General features: G+C 64.0%; 16 protein-coding genes. 3 read left to right on the top strand and 13 right to left on the bottom strand.

Annotation, left to right across the window (positions count from 1 at the left end; translation table 11 throughout):
* Together WIMU1_RS26540 and mftM are read left to right on the top strand one after the other, a co-directional pair.
* Positions 1-190: hypothetical protein (locus tag WIMU1_RS26540; RefSeq protein WP_218017667.1), on the top strand; the 190-nt coding region annotated here is incomplete at its 5' end.
* Between the two features lie 663 nt (positions 191-853).
* The gene (mftM, locus tag WIMU1_RS21735) at positions 854-1,699 is read left to right on the top strand and encodes a mycofactocin oligosaccharide methyltransferase MftM (RefSeq protein WP_062800260.1); all 846 of its coding nucleotides are present in this window, start codon (positions 854-856) and stop codon (positions 1,697-1,699) included.
* On the opposite strand, the gene WIMU1_RS21730 is transcribed toward mftM, so the two are convergent.
* The 8 genes from WIMU1_RS21730 to WIMU1_RS21695 form a co-directional block, all read right to left on the bottom strand.
* Positions 1,696-2,364 (bottom strand): MadR family response regulator transcription factor, encoded by a 669-nt coding sequence (locus WIMU1_RS21730; RefSeq protein WP_062800258.1) that lies wholly within the window; start codon positions 2,362-2,364, stop codon positions 1,696-1,698. The two genes, mftM and WIMU1_RS21730, sit on opposite strands and share 4 nt — an antisense overlap.
* Positions 2,364-3,734, bottom strand: a complete 1,371-nt coding sequence (locus WIMU1_RS21725) for a MadS family sensor histidine kinase (protein WP_062800257.1) — start codon at positions 3,732-3,734, stop codon at positions 2,364-2,366. Before WIMU1_RS21725 ends, WIMU1_RS21730 begins: the two co-directional genes overlap by 1 nt.
* Positions 3,731-4,897 carry an iron-containing alcohol dehydrogenase gene (locus tag WIMU1_RS21720; protein WP_062800254.1) on the bottom strand — a complete coding sequence of 389 codons (1,167 nt, stop codon included), beginning with the start codon at positions 4,895-4,897 and terminating at the stop codon, positions 3,731-3,733. The genes WIMU1_RS21725 and WIMU1_RS21720 overlap by 4 nt, the downstream gene beginning before the upstream one ends.
* 154 nt (positions 4,898-5,051) lie before the next feature.
* The gene (madC, locus tag WIMU1_RS21715) at positions 5,052-6,563 is read right to left on the bottom strand and encodes a MadC family VWA domain-containing protein (RefSeq protein WP_062800253.1); all 1,512 of its coding nucleotides are present in this window, start codon (positions 6,561-6,563) and stop codon (positions 5,052-5,054) included.
* On the bottom strand, positions 6,560-7,615 hold the full coding sequence (locus WIMU1_RS21710) for a MadB family AAA-type ATPase (RefSeq protein WP_062800251.1): 1,056 nt from the start codon (positions 7,613-7,615) through the stop codon (positions 6,560-6,562). The genes madC and WIMU1_RS21710 overlap by 4 nt, the downstream gene beginning before the upstream one ends.
* Positions 7,616-7,642: 27 nt before the next feature.
* Complete coding sequence (gene mdo, locus WIMU1_RS21705; protein WP_023957913.1) at positions 7,643-8,914, bottom strand: NDMA-dependent methanol dehydrogenase; 1,272 nt, start codon at positions 8,912-8,914, stop codon at positions 7,643-7,645.
* Positions 8,915-9,072: 158 nt separating this feature from the next.
* The gene (gene murA, locus WIMU1_RS21700; protein WP_023957911.1) at positions 9,073-10,338 is read right to left on the bottom strand and encodes a UDP-N-acetylglucosamine 1-carboxyvinyltransferase; all 1,266 of its coding nucleotides are present in this window, start codon (positions 10,336-10,338) and stop codon (positions 9,073-9,075) included.
* Positions 10,339-10,348: 10 nt separating this feature from the next.
* Complete coding sequence (locus WIMU1_RS21695; RefSeq protein ID WP_062800249.1) at positions 10,349-10,591, bottom strand: hypothetical protein; 243 nt, start codon at positions 10,589-10,591, stop codon at positions 10,349-10,351.
* Here WIMU1_RS21695 and WIMU1_RS21690 point away from each other — a divergent pair.
* On the top strand, positions 10,590-11,195 hold the full coding sequence (locus tag WIMU1_RS21690) for a cob(I)yrinic acid a,c-diamide adenosyltransferase (RefSeq protein WP_062800247.1): 606 nt from the start codon (positions 10,590-10,592) through the stop codon (positions 11,193-11,195). The genes WIMU1_RS21695 and WIMU1_RS21690 overlap by 2 nt on opposite strands.
* Positions 11,196-11,203: 8 nt before the next feature.
* Here the strand turns inward: WIMU1_RS21690 and WIMU1_RS21685 are convergent, their stop codons facing one another.
* From WIMU1_RS21685 to atpA, 5 genes are all read right to left on the bottom strand, one after another.
* Positions 11,204-11,644 (bottom strand): DUF2550 domain-containing protein, encoded by a 441-nt coding sequence (locus WIMU1_RS21685; protein ID WP_051406508.1) that lies wholly within the window; start codon positions 11,642-11,644, stop codon positions 11,204-11,206.
* A gap of 133 nt (positions 11,645-11,777) precedes the next feature.
* A complete protein-coding gene (locus WIMU1_RS21680; protein WP_023957903.1) occupies positions 11,778-12,164 on the bottom strand; it encodes a F0F1 ATP synthase subunit epsilon in 387 nt (128 codons plus the stop codon).
* Between the two features lie 9 nt (positions 12,165-12,173).
* Positions 12,174-13,625: a F0F1 ATP synthase subunit beta gene (gene atpD, locus WIMU1_RS21675; protein WP_023957901.1), complete on the bottom strand. Its 1,452-nt coding sequence runs from the start codon at positions 13,623-13,625 to the stop codon at positions 12,174-12,176.
* Positions 13,626-13,688: 63 nt separating this feature from the next.
* Positions 13,689-14,609: a F0F1 ATP synthase subunit gamma gene (locus WIMU1_RS21670; RefSeq protein WP_062800245.1), complete on the bottom strand. Its 921-nt coding sequence runs from the start codon at positions 14,607-14,609 to the stop codon at positions 13,689-13,691.
* Positions 14,610-14,662: 53 nt separating this feature from the next.
* Complete coding sequence (gene atpA / locus WIMU1_RS21665; RefSeq protein ID WP_062800243.1) at positions 14,663-16,294, bottom strand: F0F1 ATP synthase subunit alpha; 1,632 nt, start codon at positions 16,292-16,294, stop codon at positions 14,663-14,665.
* Positions 16,295-16,319 lie beyond the last annotated feature (25 nt).

Below are 16,319 nucleotides of genomic sequence, written 5' to 3'. Positions count from 1 at the left end.
AAAAACCATGCTCCGAAGAACACGCTTTTCAAAAAAATATGTCCTGAAGAGATTTCACAATCCCAACCAAACAAAAACTGACACCACCACAGGACTCAAAACCTGCGATGGGATCAAAATAAAATATCTAACTAATGCCGGCACCACACCCCACCACCAACCAAACCCCGAAAAGGGCTTCGTCACGTGACAGAAATGCAGCACCTAAATTGGCACTAACAATCCATCGACACACTATCGAGTTCTCAAAGAACACACCCCGTACCGACTTCGACACCGTTATATGTCGTGCCATCCCGGTAAGGATATTATTGTCTAGCTGTTGTTGTCCCCGTCTCCGAGGCAACTCTACCAGCCTACCAGCTCTGTAATCTCGGCGCAACTCCCGGTTTTGAGGCCGTTCGTGGCTTCCGAAGGTCGCAGGACCTTGGGCCACCCGCGTCGATACGCTCCACTTTTCAGTGGACTCGTTTCGAACTTGGGCGGTCAGCGTTGTTCCTTCAGGAAAACATCCCGTCGGTGTTCTTGGCCGCTCCGGACTCTCGCTCTCCGGCGCCTCACTCGCTGACTTGAAGAAAGTTACGCGGGTCGGACATGCAACGTCAAATCGCCTGGACAACAGCTGCTTACGCGTGCATCGGTGCAGGTCAGCGCTGCGCTCGCGGCTCCGCATTCCGGGCCTGGGGACCACTTTCGCGAATTCGACCTGCTGTGATCACCAACACGGGCGGTCGTTCAGCGTGTCGTATTGACACCGGGCCATCCCGGACGGTCCGCAAGACTGCCCATTTGTCGAGCTGTCCCCACCATTTGGACAGTTACCCTCCGTTCCCCTCCCCCATAGCGTCGGAGAATGACCACCGCACTCCTGTCCCAGACTCGCTTCGTCACCGATTGCGTTGTGGTGCAACAAGGCCCACCGGGCTCGGGTGCGCAACGGGTGGGTGCCCTGCAATGGAGGCACGGCCGTACGGGTCGCCTCGAGATCGGTCATGACCTCGACCTCGCCACCGTGTCCGACACCCGGATGGTGGCTGAGCTCGAAGGACTGGTGCAGTGCGGTGTCCTCGAGGGCCGGCAGCAATTCGAAGACGCGGCGACCGGCGTGATTCTCACCTGTGCCGACGACGCGGGCGACTGCTGGCGCGCTTTCTACGCCAATTCTCTGCGTGAGTTGTCGGCTGGCCGATCACCATTTGCACCCATTCACAGGCGAGCGCTCTCACTCATCAGCGGTTCGAGCCTCTTGGAGGTCGGTTGCTGTTTCGGATTCTTCGCGTTGCAGGCCGCCGCGGGTCACTGCGCCGACGTGTACGCGTGCGACATCTCGGCCGGGGCGGTGCGACTGCTCGACGAGGCCGCGCGGCAGCGCATATCGAATGTGCAGGTCGAGTGCGGTGACGCCCTCGCGCTCCCCTACCCGGATGACTTCGTCGACACGGTCACCCTGATCCACCTGCTCGAACATCTGCCCGGTGGTGCGGACATCGCCATCGCCGAGGCACTACGCGTGGCTCGCCGGCGGGTTGTGATCGCCGTTCCCTATGAGCAGGTCGCGAGCGCACACTTCGGCCATCACCACACACTCACCCCGCAGACGCTGACCCGGTGGGCAGAGACCGCCGGACAGCCGGACGCCCTGACGTTCTCCGACCACGGTGGCTGGCTCGTCCTGGCGGCTGATCACAACGGTCGCTAGATCAGGCCACGCTTACTGGCCGCGTACACCGCCTCCGTGCGCTTGGAGACGCCCAGTTTCCGAATGATGTTGCGAATGTGGAACTTAACGGTTGACGCGGAGATGAACAGCGTCTCGCCGATGCTCTTGTTGGAGCTGCCGTCGGCGAGCAGCCGCAAGACCTGGCGTTCCCGTTCGGTCAATGTCTCGGAGCGTCCTTGCCCGGTGACCGCGCGTAGCACCACAGCTGCGCTGCGTGAGTCGAAGGCGCTTTCTCCCCTCGACACGGACTTGATCGCCCGCACCAACTCGGTGGTGTCGATGTCTTTCACCACGTAGCCCTTGGCGCCGCTGCGAACGGCACGGACCACCAGGTCGTCGTCGAGGAAAGTGGTGAGAACCAGTGCCGCGACCGCTGGATGCCGCCGTGTCAACTCACTGATCAGACGCAGGCCCTCATAGTCGGTGCCGGCTGTGAGCTTGAGATCGACAACCATCACGTCGGGCGCGAATCTGGCTGCGCCTTCGAGCGCCTCGCCGACGGTATCGGCTTCTCCCACAACCGAAATGGAGCTCTCGCGTTCCAGGAGAGAGCGCATCCCCTCGCGCAGCAGCGCATGGTCGTCCACCAGCATGGTCCGGATCGGTCGTTTGCCCCCGGCAAGTGCGCGGTCGGTCACGTCCATCATCTGTCCACCCTGTCAGTTGTCGGGATCTCCACCACGATGCGTACGCCGCCGAGCCGGGAGCGGCGAATCCTCAGATCGCCACTGAGCTCCACGGCCCGGGATCGCATGTTCGCGAGCCCGTGATGCCGTCCGGCCAGGTCACCCACGGTCGCGGCGCGCATCACCCGGCGCATGTACTCGGGGTCCCCGGAGCCGTCGTCATCGACGGTCAGACGGACGTCGCTCTCGGAGTAGAAGAGGACAACTCGAGCATTGGTTGCCTGGGCGTGCACCGCGGTGTTGAACAACGCCTCTCCTGCTATCCGCAAGATCGCGTGCTGGACATCGTGGGCCAGGTCTCGCTGACGGCCGATCACCCTGACGTCGGTCCGGAGATCATCCGGCATGTGCATCGAACAGAGTTCCTCCAGGATGGCGGCCAGGTCACCGGCACGATCGGAGGGAGCGTGATTGAGCGTGTAGATGACCGATCGCACCTGCTCCACGGCATCTTTGGTCAACTTCCCCGCCACGGCGAGGCGATCCGCGATCGCCGGGTCGGCATCGATGCGGCACACCTCGATCTGGACGCCGGCCGACAACACCGACTGTGCAACCGAGTCGTGGAGCTCTCGCGCGATACGTGCGCGCTCGGTGTTGAGGACCTCTTGGCGCATGGCCGCCGAGAGTTCGCGCTGAGTGCGTTCGAGTTCGGCGTTGCGCTCGGCCAGGTGTGCGGCGTGACGACGGCTCTCCTCGTACGCCTGCTCGGCGCGCACCAGCAGGTGCCGGCTCTCCTCGAACAGGGCCGCATTCAGAAGCGCCACTGTGGCCTGACCTGCGAGAATCCGAAGAACCACCACGTCGGTCGGATCGATGGTGTGCGTCTGCGAGATCCACGCGGACAGTCCTCCGACGACTTCTCCGTTCAACTCGACCGGTACGTGAATGTGGTGGGCTTCGATAATTGGCCGGCCCAATCTCGTCATCTGGCCACGTAGGACGTCGTTGAGCCGGTTGAGCACTTCGTCGGGTAAGCCCACCGGTTTGCCCGCCGAACCCGCGCCTTCGAAGGCGTACACATCACCGTCCGCATCCATCATGAGGTGGCGCGGCCCCGTGCGTTCGAGTCGACCATCGCTCAACGCAAAAAGAACCCATTGGGCCCCGAGATGCTCGCGCGCTGCGTCGAGCACCGACAACACCAGGGTCTCGGGTCCCTCCGCCGTGCGCACGAGCGCTCGGGAGATCCGTTCCAGCGCGCCCACCACGCGCGTCAGGCGTTGCTCGACACCCCTGAACTGCGCATAGTGGCTGCCTTTGACCGAACGGAGGCCGACCAGTGACTCCAGGTCACCCGGCCCGGGACCCGACGGCCGGCCCGTCACAGCGCCTCCCGGTACAGATCGGCGACGGTGGCCGCGTCCGGCTGGCGCGGATTGGTGGTCATGCACGAGTCGGCCAGCGCGTGCGCGGAGAGCATCTCGATGTCCGCGCTGTTCACCCCGAGTGGCGACAGACTGGCCGGCATCCCGATCCGAAGGGCGAACTTCGAGACCTGATCGGCGAGCCGATCGGCCACACTCATCGGTGTTCCGTGAGTGGACAGCCCCACTGCCTCCGCGAGATCGACGAAACCGTCGGCACACACGTGGGCGTTGTAACGGATGACGTGCGGCAGCAACACCGAGTTGATGGCGCCGTGTGCAGCATCGCAATGCCCGCCGACAGGGTGGCTCATGGCGTGCGCCGCCCCGAGGATCGCATTGGTGAACGCCATGCCCGCTTCGAGTGAAGCGTGGGCCATGGCCACCGACGCCTCCGGATCGGCAGGGTTGTCGACCAGTCGTTCGAGATGACGCCAGGTGGTCGAAAGAGCCTGCAGCGCAAATGTATCCGTCATCCGACTATGGGCGATGGAAACGTAGGCCTCGATGCAATGGGTCAGCACATCCATTCCGCACTGGGCAGTGACCTCGGGTGGAACCGTGGCCAGCACCCGTGGGTCCACGACGGTGACGTCGGGAACCAAACCCCGGCCGATGATCGTGATCTTGGTGTGCCGCGCTGGGTCGTTGACGATGCAGAACTGGGACACATCCGAGCCACTGCCGGCGGTGGTCGGAATGGCCACCACCGGAGGCAACGGACGCGTTGCCCGGTCGATGCCTTCGTATTCGAGGATGTGGCCGCCGTTCGACGCCAAGATCGCGACGCCCTTGGCCGCGTCGATCACCGACCCGCCTCCGAGCGCGATGATCCCGTCGCCCCCGTGTCGTTTGTACTTCTCGAACGCCGCTGCGACCTCCTGGGCACGAGGATTGGGCGAGATACCGGTGAAACAATCCGAATGCAATCCGACCGACACGATTCTGCCCGACAACTCGTCGAACCACGGCGTGGCACGGATCTTCTGATCGGAGACCACCAGCGGCCGGCGCATCCCCAGTCGGGAAGCAGCAAGTGCGGCCTCGGCCAGCGCACCGTCGCCGATGATCATCTCGGGAGCATGGAACTTCACGATCCGTGGGGACGGCATGCTGCGCATCATGATCCGATTCCTGTCCGTGGGTGGCAGCCGGTGACTCGGTCGCGCGCGCCGCACCCACGCTCGACCCTAGTGACCACGTGGCCCGCTCAACACGATTTCTGTCAACTGGTGTCGTGTCATGACCTCATGGTCGCTTTCCTGGTCCCGCTCTCCGTCACGACAATGCCGTACCGATCTCGTCGGCACGTTCGAGAAGTTCTTCTGCATCGCGCGCCACGACCACGGCGTCGCAATACTCGGCGTACTCGCCCATCCCGCAACCGGTCTGGCTCCAGTATCGGCGTGGCTCAGGAGTGACCCAGGCGAGTCGGTGCGTGCGGCGGCGCACTTCGCCGAGTAGGTCGGCCCGCGCAGCGAACCCGTTACCGCGGGCATCGCCGACAAACAAAACACTCGTACGAGCGTCGAGCACACCACCGTGTGTTGTCAGCAATCCGTCCAGGACGCTGCCGTAGTCGCTCGTGGCCGCAAGATCGAGGCCAGGAGCGGACAAGATCCGCGCCAGCGCATCATCTCCGGTGCCGACGAGCAGTGGAGTCGTGACATCGATCGGCTTGTCGACGAAGGCCAGGACCGTGCACCGGTCGGCGATGTGATGCAGGGACTGTGCCAGCCGGAGGATGAAGCCGGTGACCGGGCGCACCGACAAGGACACGTCCACGACGATGACCAGCCGCACTCGGCCCGCCACCAGCGTGCGCCGATAGAGGTCAACAGGGTCTCCATCGGTACGCAGCGCCGCCCGGAGGGTGTGCCGGATCGCCAGCCGGCCACGGCCCTGAGTCCGTGCGCGAGTACGTGGGGCACCTCGCATGCGTCGGACGATCCGGTGGCACGCCTGATCGATGTCTGCTCGGCTGATCGTCGGCGTCGTTGCGTCCCCGGGACGAGGTTCGTCTTCGGCGGCCGGTGCGTCCCGGGTGAGCGCCTCGACGAAAGACTCGATCGCGGCCATCAGGTGTTCGAGCTGAGCCGGATCGAGGTCGTCGGCGCCGGCGGTCCCGTAGACGCGCCGTGCGTCGTAGTCATCGAGCCGGTCCAACACGGATTGCGCGTCCACGAGCGAGAGGATGCCCGACCGCACTCGCATCGGCGCCGACGAGAGGTCACCGGCTGTGGCCGAGCCGGCGTTGTCCACCTCGATCGTGTACGTGATACCACCCTGCGTGGAGCCGGAATCCGGGTCTACCGCAAGAGCTTCCGCGCCCGCCGAGACCGTGAAATCGTTCTCCTCGCGGTGCGCCGACTCACCATGGCGTTCACTTCGTTCGGGATCCGAGTCGAAAAGGTCGCCGACCTCTTCGGTGTGCTCGTCGGCCCCGACCATCCGGGCGGCGCCCTGCAGTTCGTCATCCCATTCGAACTCATCTGGCAATCCGCCGGGGGTCCCCCGCACGGTCGGCAGGGCTCCAGGGTCATCGACCGATGCGGGCCCGGTCACGAACAATGCGTTGAACACCGCGTCGAAGGCCGGTCGCTCGTAGTCGTACTTGACGGTGACCGCCTGCAGCGCAGGGCGCAACACCGACAGCTCTGATCCGTAGAGGGCCAGGACACGGCGGGCCTCGATCGTCTCGGCCGGCGACACCCGCACCCCTCGGCGCCGCAACATCCGTCCGAGCACGCCGGCAAGCACGTCTAGTACGGGATCGCGACCCGCGGTCATCGTCGGCCCGAGGACCGTGCCCGGCCGGCTCCGAAGGCCGCAGCCGTGACCGACCCTCTCGTTCCGCTGCCCGCGGCGACGGGAGTCCCAGCAGTAGTGACGCCGTCTCGGGCATCGTCACCCGACAACTGCGCCTGAACGGTGTCGACGTCTGCGCCGAACTTGACGAGCAAGGACAGCAGCGCCCGGGTGTTCTCACCCGACACCCCGCCGAGCACCGACGCCGCCCGCGCCGCATCCACCACCTCAGCGATCGATGGACTCTTACGTAGCGGCATCGCCCGGAGCCGCCCGGCGAGCGCCACGACGTCCGCGACCGCAGACTCCTCGACCTCGGGCGCACGCGACGCCACGATCTCCCGCTCCCGTGCGGCATCCGGGTAGTCGACCGAGAAGTGAACGCACCGACGCTTGAGTGCCGCCGACAGCTCGCGGGTATCGTTCGAGGTCAGAACGATCCACGGCTGCGAGCGGGCGGTGAAGCTCCCCAGTTCGGGCACGGTCACCTGCTGTTCGGCCAGGACCTCCAGCATCACCGCCTCCATGGCCTCGTCCGTGCGGTCGACCTCGTCGATCAGCAACACAACGGGCTCAGGCGACAGGATCGCCTCCAGCAAGGGCCGGGCCACCAAGAAATCCTCGGTGAACACCCCGACATCTTCGCGGGCAAGCGCCGCCGACGCCGCAGCCAGGTCCGCATACCCTGCCAACTCGGTCGTGATGCGGTCCCGGAGCATCTGTACATGAAGGAGTTGGCGTGCGTAGTCCCATTCGTACAGCGCCCGGGAATCGTCGAGACCCTCGTAACACTGCAGGCGGACCAGTCGGCGTCCCGACGCTGCGGCCAGCGACTTGGCGAGTTCGGTCTTGCCGACGCCGGCCGGACCTTCCAGCAACAGCGGCCTGCCGAGCACGGTCGCCAGATGAACCACCACCGAGAGGTCGTGGTCGATGACATAACCGTTGCCACGCAACGCCTCCGCCAGAGCTTCCGGGCTGTCGAATGATGCTGCGTCCGAGTCGATCCGGGATTCGTACGCCAACTCCGTCATGGTGTCCTCTCTTGCTCGAATCCGGTGTCAGTACGAACCGCTGAAAGCGTGCGACACCATCGGGATCAGGGATTCGACAGTCGACTCGCGCGGGTTGCCCGGCGTGCACCAGTCCCCCATCATGTGTTCGGCGATCGCCTGGACCTGCTTGTCCGAGGTGTCCATCTTGTCGCCACGACCTTCGTACTTGCCCGTGTTCATCCGGTTCTTGTCGTAGCTGTCGATCCGCAGCTGACCGAAGTTGTCAGGGATGCCCAGATCCTTCGACAATCGGATGGCCTCCTCCACCGCGGCATCCGCTGCCTGAACCGTGGTCATCTTGGACGTGTCGACGCCCATCAACTTGGCGATCTCGGCATAGCGCTCGAAACGGGAGGGCAGGTTGTATTCCCACACCCGAGGCAATGCGATGGCGTTGTTCAAGCCGTGATGACTGTCGTAGAAGGCGCTGACCGCGTGCGACAGCGAATGCACCAGGCCCAGTCCGCCGGAGTTGAAGGCCTGTGCCGCGATGTACTGCGCATGCATCATGCCGGTCCGCGCTTCCAGATTCTTCGGATCGTAGACCGCCGTCCGTAGATGGTCGCGAATGAGCTCGATCGAGTACTTGGCATTGCCCAGCGACGGGGCGAAGTCGAGCCGCGACACGTAGGGCTCGCTGGCGTGGGCCAAGACATCGAACCCGCAGAATGCGGTGAAGTGCTGGGGGCATGTGTAGTACAGCAGCGGATCATCCATCGCGAGGTCGACGAGGCAGGTGTCGTCGAAGGCCACCCATTTGTGTGGATTCGCCATGTCGGAGGTGTCGGTGATGACGTAAGCCCACGAGGTCTCCGAGCCGGTACCCGCCGTGGTGGACACCGCGATGTGTTTGGGGTTCTCCTTGTTGGTCGCCTTGGAGAATCCCTCGAACTCGTTGATGTTGCGCCCGTCGTGGGCGATGACCATCCGGGCACCCTTTGCGGCGTCGTGGCTCGAACCGCCACCCACGGAGATGATCCCGTCGCATTTCTCCGACTGATAGAGGGCGGCGGCATCCATGCAGTTGTAGTCCTTGGGATTGGACTCCACCTGATCGAACAGCACCACGTCCACGCCCTGGTACTCGATCTTGCCGGTGAGTTCTTCGATGATGCCCGAGCCGCGGAGACCGGTTGTCATCAGCAGGACTCGCGACATACCCAGTTCCTTGGCCTCGACACCGATCATGTCGTGAGCGCCGACCCCCAGTTTCGCCTTGGGGAACGGGTGAAACTCCTTGATCGGGAATTCCCAGATCTGGTTGAGCTCGATGGCCATGGCGTGTATCTCCTTGTGCTGGGCGGAAACTGTTGCCTCACAAGGATGTTGCCCAGCTCACACCGGAAACAAGGTCACCTGACCCGCGCAGTGGGGGTTCATGTCCATCACGTCAGCACGGCCACCTGGCCATCAGGACAGGTCCACCGCTTCTGTCACTACTGCGGAAGCGGCTCGACCCGTTCGATCTGTGCGCCGAGGCTCCGCATGATCTCGACGAAGTCCGGATAGCCGCGGTCGATGTGGGAGACATCGTGAACCTCCGTGACCCCATCGGCCACCAGGCCGGCCAGGACCAGGCCGGCTCCGGCACGGATGTCCGAACTCCAGACCGGCGCGCTCGACAGTCGTTCGATACCGCGGATCACGGCGTGATGGCCATCGGTGCGGGCATCTGCCCCCAGCCGGACCATTTCCTCGACGAAACGAAAGCGAGCCTCGAAGACGTTCTCGGTGATCACCGACATCCCGTCGCTGATCGACGCGAGGGCGATGGCCATCGGCTGCAGGTCGGTCGGAAATCCGGGGAACGGCAGAGTCGAGTAGTTCACGGCAACGGGCCGGCCGGACTGGGCGACCCTGAAGCCATTCTCGTATTGGGTGACCGTCGCGCCTGCCCCGGACAGCTTCGTGAGAACGAGCTGGAGATGTTGAGGGTCGACACCCCTGACCGCGATGTCGCCGCGGGTCATCACGGCCGCGATCGCCCACGTGGCGGCCACGATGCGGTCTCCGATGACCCGGTGGGTGACCGGTTGGAGACGGTCCACCCCCTCTACGGTCAGGGTTGACGTGCCCGCCCCGGAGATCTTGGCACCCATCTGCTGCAGCATGACGCACAGATCGACGATCTCGGGTTCACGCGCGGCGTTGTCGATCGTCGTCACGCCCTCGGCCAGCACCGCTGCCATGAGGATGTTCTCCGTGGCTCCGACAGAGGGGAACTCGAGTGCGATCGGCGCGCCGATCAACGTGTCGGCCTCGGCGACCACACAACCGTGCTCGATGACGCTGCGCGCACCGAGAAGGCGTAGCCCGTTCTGGTGCATGTCGAGCGGCCGGGAACCGATCGCGTCGCCGCCCGGCAACGCGACCACAGCTCGACGGCATCTTGCGATCAGGGGCCCGAGAACACACACCGAGGCCCGGAACTGCTTCACCGCGTCGAAGTCCGCGTGGAACTTGGGCTCGGCCGGGGTGTCGATGACCACGGTGTCGCCCGAATGGCTCACCGACGCTCCGAGTCCACGCAGGACCTCGGCCATCAAAGGGACATCGAGGATCTGCGGGCAGTTGGTGATGGTTGTGGTGCCTTCCGCCAACAGGGCAGCTGCCATCAGCTTCAGCACGCTGTTCTTGGCGCCCACGACCTCGACCTCACCGGTCAGCCGCGCGCCCCCCGTCACCAGAAAACGATCATCCACGACACGTAGCCTAAGCGACCGGTCGCAGCGCGACCCCGACGGCCCGCCACTTGTCCAAGCCCTCCCCGAAATAGACACCCGGAAGTGTCTCCGTCGAGACCGAAATCGCGAAATTCGTTGCGCGGTCGCTCTTTTCCCCACTCAGACCACCGAACGATCGTTCCCTCCGCGCCAGCAGATACATCGGGGCAAAGGTCACCGTGTCCGTTGCCCATGCCGTCGTCGCCCGCGCCGACGGGTAGATTTCATCCATGGCTGTACACCTGACACGCATCTACACCCGAACCGGAGACAGCGGCGAAACCGGACTGAGCGACTTCTCCCGTGTGTCGAAGAACGACCCGAGGGTGATCGCCTACGCCGACTGTGACGAGGCAAATGCCGCAATCGGCGCAGCTCTGGCTCTCGGCAACCCTGACCCGGAGATCGCGGAGATCCTCACGCGCGTGCAGAACGATCTGTTCGATGCGGGCGCCGACCTGTCGACACCGGTCGTTCCGGATCCGAAGTATCCCCCACTGCGGCTACTACAGAGCTACATCGATGATCTCGAGGTGTGGTGCGACCACTACACCGACAAGCTGGAACCGCTCAATTCGTTCATCCTGCCGGGCGGCAGTCCGCTGAGCGCGCTACTACATGTGGCCCGAACCGTCACACGACGGGCGGAGAGGTCTGCATGGGCTGCCATCGACGCTCATCCCGACGGCACGAGCGCGTTGCCGGCCAAGTACCTGAACAGGTTGTCCGACTTGCTCTTCATCTTGTCGAGAGTCGCCAACCCGGGCGGAGACGTGCTCTGGCAGCCGGGCGAGCAGCGAACCCGCGCCAAATCTGGAACGGGAAACGACCAGTAGGTCGCAGATCAGCGGCGGCGCTCGCGGCCCGTGCGTTCGGCCCGCTGAGACGGGCGGGATTCGAGCCAGGATTGAAAGGCTGTGACGGCGCCGCCGTCGAGCGCAAGCTCGAACGCACCGTCCCGGTCGGCCAGTTCGAGGATCACCATGTCGTCGTCCATCACATCGGCCTCGGACGGCGTGGGCCCGCGGCGCCCTTTGGACACGACAACCTGACGGAGAACCAGGCGGTTGGGGCCGGGACGCATGCTGCGGAGCCGGAAGTACTCCATCGCGTTGTCGTCATAACGCACCACGCCATGCCGCCACGCTCGACCGTCATCAGCGGGTAGTTCGCGCAACAGTGCAGAAGTACCCGCGCCGCGCAGCTGATTGATGCGATAAAAAACGTAGAACATCGCCAAGGTGACCAGTACCAACACCGCAAGGGCAATCAGATTCCAGTGCACAACCGACACCTCCTTCTGCCCCCGCTAGAAAAACACCCGGTCCCCGCAAACTCCTCGAAGTTCGCGGGGACCGGGGAAACGGCTAGCCGTCCAGATGGTCCCCTGGTCACCAGGATGCCATCCGATCGACGATCTACTTCACGTGGCCCAGCTCTTCGACCGCACGCAGCCGAGACTGCGCACGGATGTAACGCTCGCTGCCCTCTTCTTCCGACTCCAGAACGGAACGTTCTGCGTCGGCGTCGACCTCGTCTGCCCACTCGGCAGACTCGGCGAGGACGGTGACGGTCTCACCGGTGACCGACAGGAAACCACCCTGCACGGCCGCGACTTTGCGTTGACCGCCCTCTTCCTCGATCAACACGAAACCGCCTTCGACCAATTGTCCCAGCAACGGCTCGTGATTGGCGAGGACACCCAGCTCACCTTCGGTGGTCTGAGCGATCACGAAGGTCGCCTCACCCGAGTACAGCCGCGTGTCCGCCGAGACGACCTCGATGTGAAATGCGGTGTCAGCCATGGATTTCGGTCACTTCCCGGAGATTCGTGCGGCAGCAGCCTCGACGTCATCGAGACCACCACAGCTGTTGAACGCCTGCTCGGGCAGGTGATCGAACTCACCCTTGGCGACCCGGTCGAACGCCTCGATCGTGTCGGCAAGCGAGACAACCGAACCCTTCTGACCGGTGAACTTCTCGGCGACCAAGAAGTTCTGACCGAGGAACTTCTGGATGCGACGAGCGCGCTGGACGGTCACCTTGTCCTCTTCGGACAGCTCATCCATACCGAGGATTGCGATGATGTCCTGCAGTTCCTTGTACTTCTGGAGGATCCGCTTGACCTCGTTGGCGACGCGGAAGTGCTCGTCTCCGACGATCGAGGCCTCCAGGATCCGCGAGGTCGACGTCAGCGGATCCACCGCCGGGTAGATACCCAGCTGCGAGATCGGACGGGACAACTCGGTGGTGGCGTCGAGGTGCGCGAACGTGGTGGCCGGCGCCGGGTCGGTGTAGTCGTCGGCGGGCACGTAGATCGCCTGCAGCGAGGTGATCGAGTTACCACGCGTCGAGGTGATGCGCTCCTGGAGCTCACCCATCTCGTCGGCCAGGGTCGGCTGGTAACCAACGGCAGACGGCATGCGGCCGAGCAGCGTGGAGACCTCGGAACCGGCCTGCGTGAACCGGAAGATGTTGTCGATGAAGAGCAACACGTCCTGGTTCTTGACGTCGCGGAAGTACTCCGCCATCGTCAGCGCGGACAGGGCCACGCGCATACGCGTGCCCGGCGGCTCGTCCATCTGGCCGAACACCAAGGCGGTGTCCTGGAGAACGCCCATCTCCTCCATCTCGAGGTGGAGGTCGGTGCCCTCACGGGTGCGCTCACCGACGCCGGCGAACACCGAGGTGCCGGAGAACTCGCGAGCGATACGGGTGATCATCTCCTGGATGAGGACGGTCTTGCCGACACCGGCACCACCGAACAGACCGATCTTTCCGCCCTTGACGTACGGGGTGAGAAGATCGATGACCTTGATGCCCGTTTCCAGGATCTCGGTCTTGCCCTCGAGCTGATCGAAGGCCGGTGGCTTACGGTGGATGCCCCACTGCTCGCCGTCGCGACCGAGACCCGGAGTGTCGAGGCAGTCGCCGAGAGCGTTGAAGACGTGTCCCTTGACCACGTCACCAACAGGCACCGAGATCGGCTTGGTGGTGTCGGATACCTCGGTACCTCGGGTCAAACCGTCGGTCGGCTGCATCGAGATGGTGCGGACAAGATTGTCACCGAGGTGCTGAGCGACCTCGAGCGTCAATTTCTTGGCCACCGAGGGCAGCGTGATCTCGGCATGGAGGGCATTGAAAAGCTCGGGCACTGCGCCACGCGGGAACTCCACGTCGACGACAGGTCCGATGACTCGTACGACCCGGCCGGTCACCGAGTCTGCGGTCGAACCCGAGACGGATTCGGTTACAGCTGTGGTCATGTTGTCTCTTCCTCTTTGTCGGTGCGCGGGTGGTGATCCGCGACCGCCTTTGGCTTGTTGCTGCTAGTTCGCGAGCGCGTTTGCGCCGCCGACAATCTCGCTGATTTCCTGGGTGATCTGTGCCTGCCGCAGCTGGTTTGCCTCGCGCGACAGGTTGGTCACCAACTCTTCGGCGTTGTCGGTGGCGGCCTTCATCGCGGTACGACGGGCGGCCGACTCCGATGCCGACGAATCGAGCAGGGCCGCGTACACGCGCGTTGCCACATACTTCGGCAGCAGCGCCGAGAGCAACGTCTCCGCACCGGGTTCGAACGTGTAGTTGCGCGCCGGCGTGGACGACTCGTCGTCGTCGCTCTCCGACACCACAAGCGGTGCGATCCTGCGAACCTCGGGCGACTGGTTGAGCATGCTCACGAACTTGGTGAACACCAGGTGCAGTTCGTCGACGCCTTCGATCTTGCCGCCGTCGAGCCCGTCGATCTCCGTGCCCGAGCCGGCGGCGAACAGGTCCACCAAGTGGTCGGTGGCTTCCGCAGCGTTGTGATACTCAGGCTGCTGCGAGAACCCCGTCCACGAGCCGGCGACGTTGACCCCGCGGAAGGAGAAGTAGCCGAGGCCCTTCTGTCCGGTGATGAACAGAACGGTCTCTTTGCCCTCGTCCTCGAGCAACTCCAGCAGTTGCCGGGTTTCACGCAAGACGTTGGAGTTGTACGCACCGCACATACCGCGGTCACTGGTCACCACCAACACCGCTGCGCGCTTCGGGTTCTCCCGGGCGACGAGCAACGGATGGTCAAGCGTGCCGGCTCCGGAAGCAAGCTCCGAGAGCACCGCGGTCATCTCCTGCGAGTACGGCTTGGCCGCCGCAACCCGCGACTGCGCCTTGACGATGCGCGAAGTCGCGATGAGTTCCTGGGCTTTGGTGATCTTCTTTGTCGACTGGACTGACCGGATGCGTGAGCGCAGATCACGAATACTTGCCATGGGCGTGTCTCACACTCCTTTCGGTTTGGTCATGGATTGTCGAATCATCTGCCCTAGGACTTCCGGACCTTGATTTCTTCGTTGTTGACTTCGTCGGCCGCGAGAGCGCCCGGATCTTCTTCGTTGACCGATCCGGGGCCGTCGCTGGCGAGGAACGACTTCTTGTACTTGTCGGCGGCGGTCTTGAGTGCCTCTGCCTGATCGTCGGACAGAGCCTTACCGCCCGCGATCGAGTCGTAGACGCCCTTGGCACCGTGGTGCAGGTGATTGAGGAGCTCGCCCTCGTACCGGCGCACGTCGTCGACGGCAACCGAGTCGTAGTGGCCCTCACCCGCGAGGTAGATCGAGACGATCTGGTCCTCGACGGACACCGGGGAGTACTGGTCCTGCTTGAGCAGCTCCACCCAGCGAGCACCGCGGGCCAGCTGGGCCTTGGATGCGTCGTCGAGGTCCGAGGCGAAAGCCGAGAAGGCCTCCAGCTCACGGAACTGCGCAAGCTCTAGACGGAGCGAACCCGAGACCTTCTTCAGGCCCTTCGTCTGCGCTGCACCACCGACACGAGACACCGAGGTTCCCACGTTGATCGCGGGGCGGACGCCCTTGTTGAAGAGGTCCGACTCGAGGAAGACCTGACCGTCGGTGATCGAGATGACGTTGGTCGGGATGAACGCCGAGACGTCGTTGGCCTTGGTCTCGATGATCGGGAGACCGGTCATCGATCCGCCACCGAGCTCGTCGGACAGCTTTGCGCAACGTTCGAGCAGACGGGAATGCAAGTAGAAGACGTCACCCGGGTATGCCTCGCGGCCCGGCGGGCGACGCAGCAGCAGCGAGATGGCGCGGTAGGCCTCGGCCTGCTTGGAGAGATCATCGAACACGATGAGGACGTGCTTGCCCTGGTACATCCAGTGCTGGCCGATGGCCGAACCGGTGTACGGGGCCAGCCACTTGAATCCGGCCGAGTCAGATGCGGGAGCCGCGACGATGGTGGTGTACTCCATCGCGCCGGCCTCGTCGAGCGCGGACTTGACGCCCGCGATGGTCGAACCCTTCTGGCCGATCGCCACGTAGATGCAACGCACCTGCTTGGTCGGGTCACCGGTTTCCCAGTTCGCCTTCTGGTTCAGGATCGCGTCGATGCAGACCGCGGTCTTGCCGGTCTTGCGGTCGCCGATGATCAGCTGACGCTGGCCGCGGCCGATAGCGGTCATCGCGTCGATGGCCTTGATGCCGGTCGCGAGCGACTCCTCGACGGGCTGACGCTCGAGCACCGATGCCGCCTGGAGCTCCAGCACGCGCTTCTCGTTCGATTCGATCTCGCCCTGGCCGTCGATGGGCTGACCCAGCGGGTTCACCACACGGCCGAGGAAGTTGTCGCCGACCGGGACAGACAGCACGTCGCCGGTACGGCTGACCTGCTGGCCTTCCTCGATCTCGTCGTATGCACCGAGGATGACGGCACCGACCTCGTCCTCGTCGAGGTTGAGGGCCACGCCCAGAACCCCGCCCGAGAACTCGAGCAGTTCGTTCGCCATCGCGCCCGGCAGGCCGCTCACGTGGGCGATACCGTCCGAGGTGTCGGCGACTAGGCCGACTTCTTCGCGCGATGCCTCGGCCTGGAATGACGAGACGTACTGCTCGATCGCTCCCTTGATCTCGTCGGATGAGATCGTCAACTCCGCCATGAGTACTCGTTCCTTGCTTTCGTTT

The sequence above is a fragment of the Williamsia muralis NBRC 105860 genome (assembly GCF_001598915.1).
Lineage (GTDB): Bacteria > Actinomycetota > Actinomycetes > Mycobacteriales > Mycobacteriaceae > Williamsia > Williamsia muralis.
The sequence above is the reverse complement of the archived record's forward strand: the minus strand, read 5'-3'. Positions and strand labels throughout refer to the sequence as shown.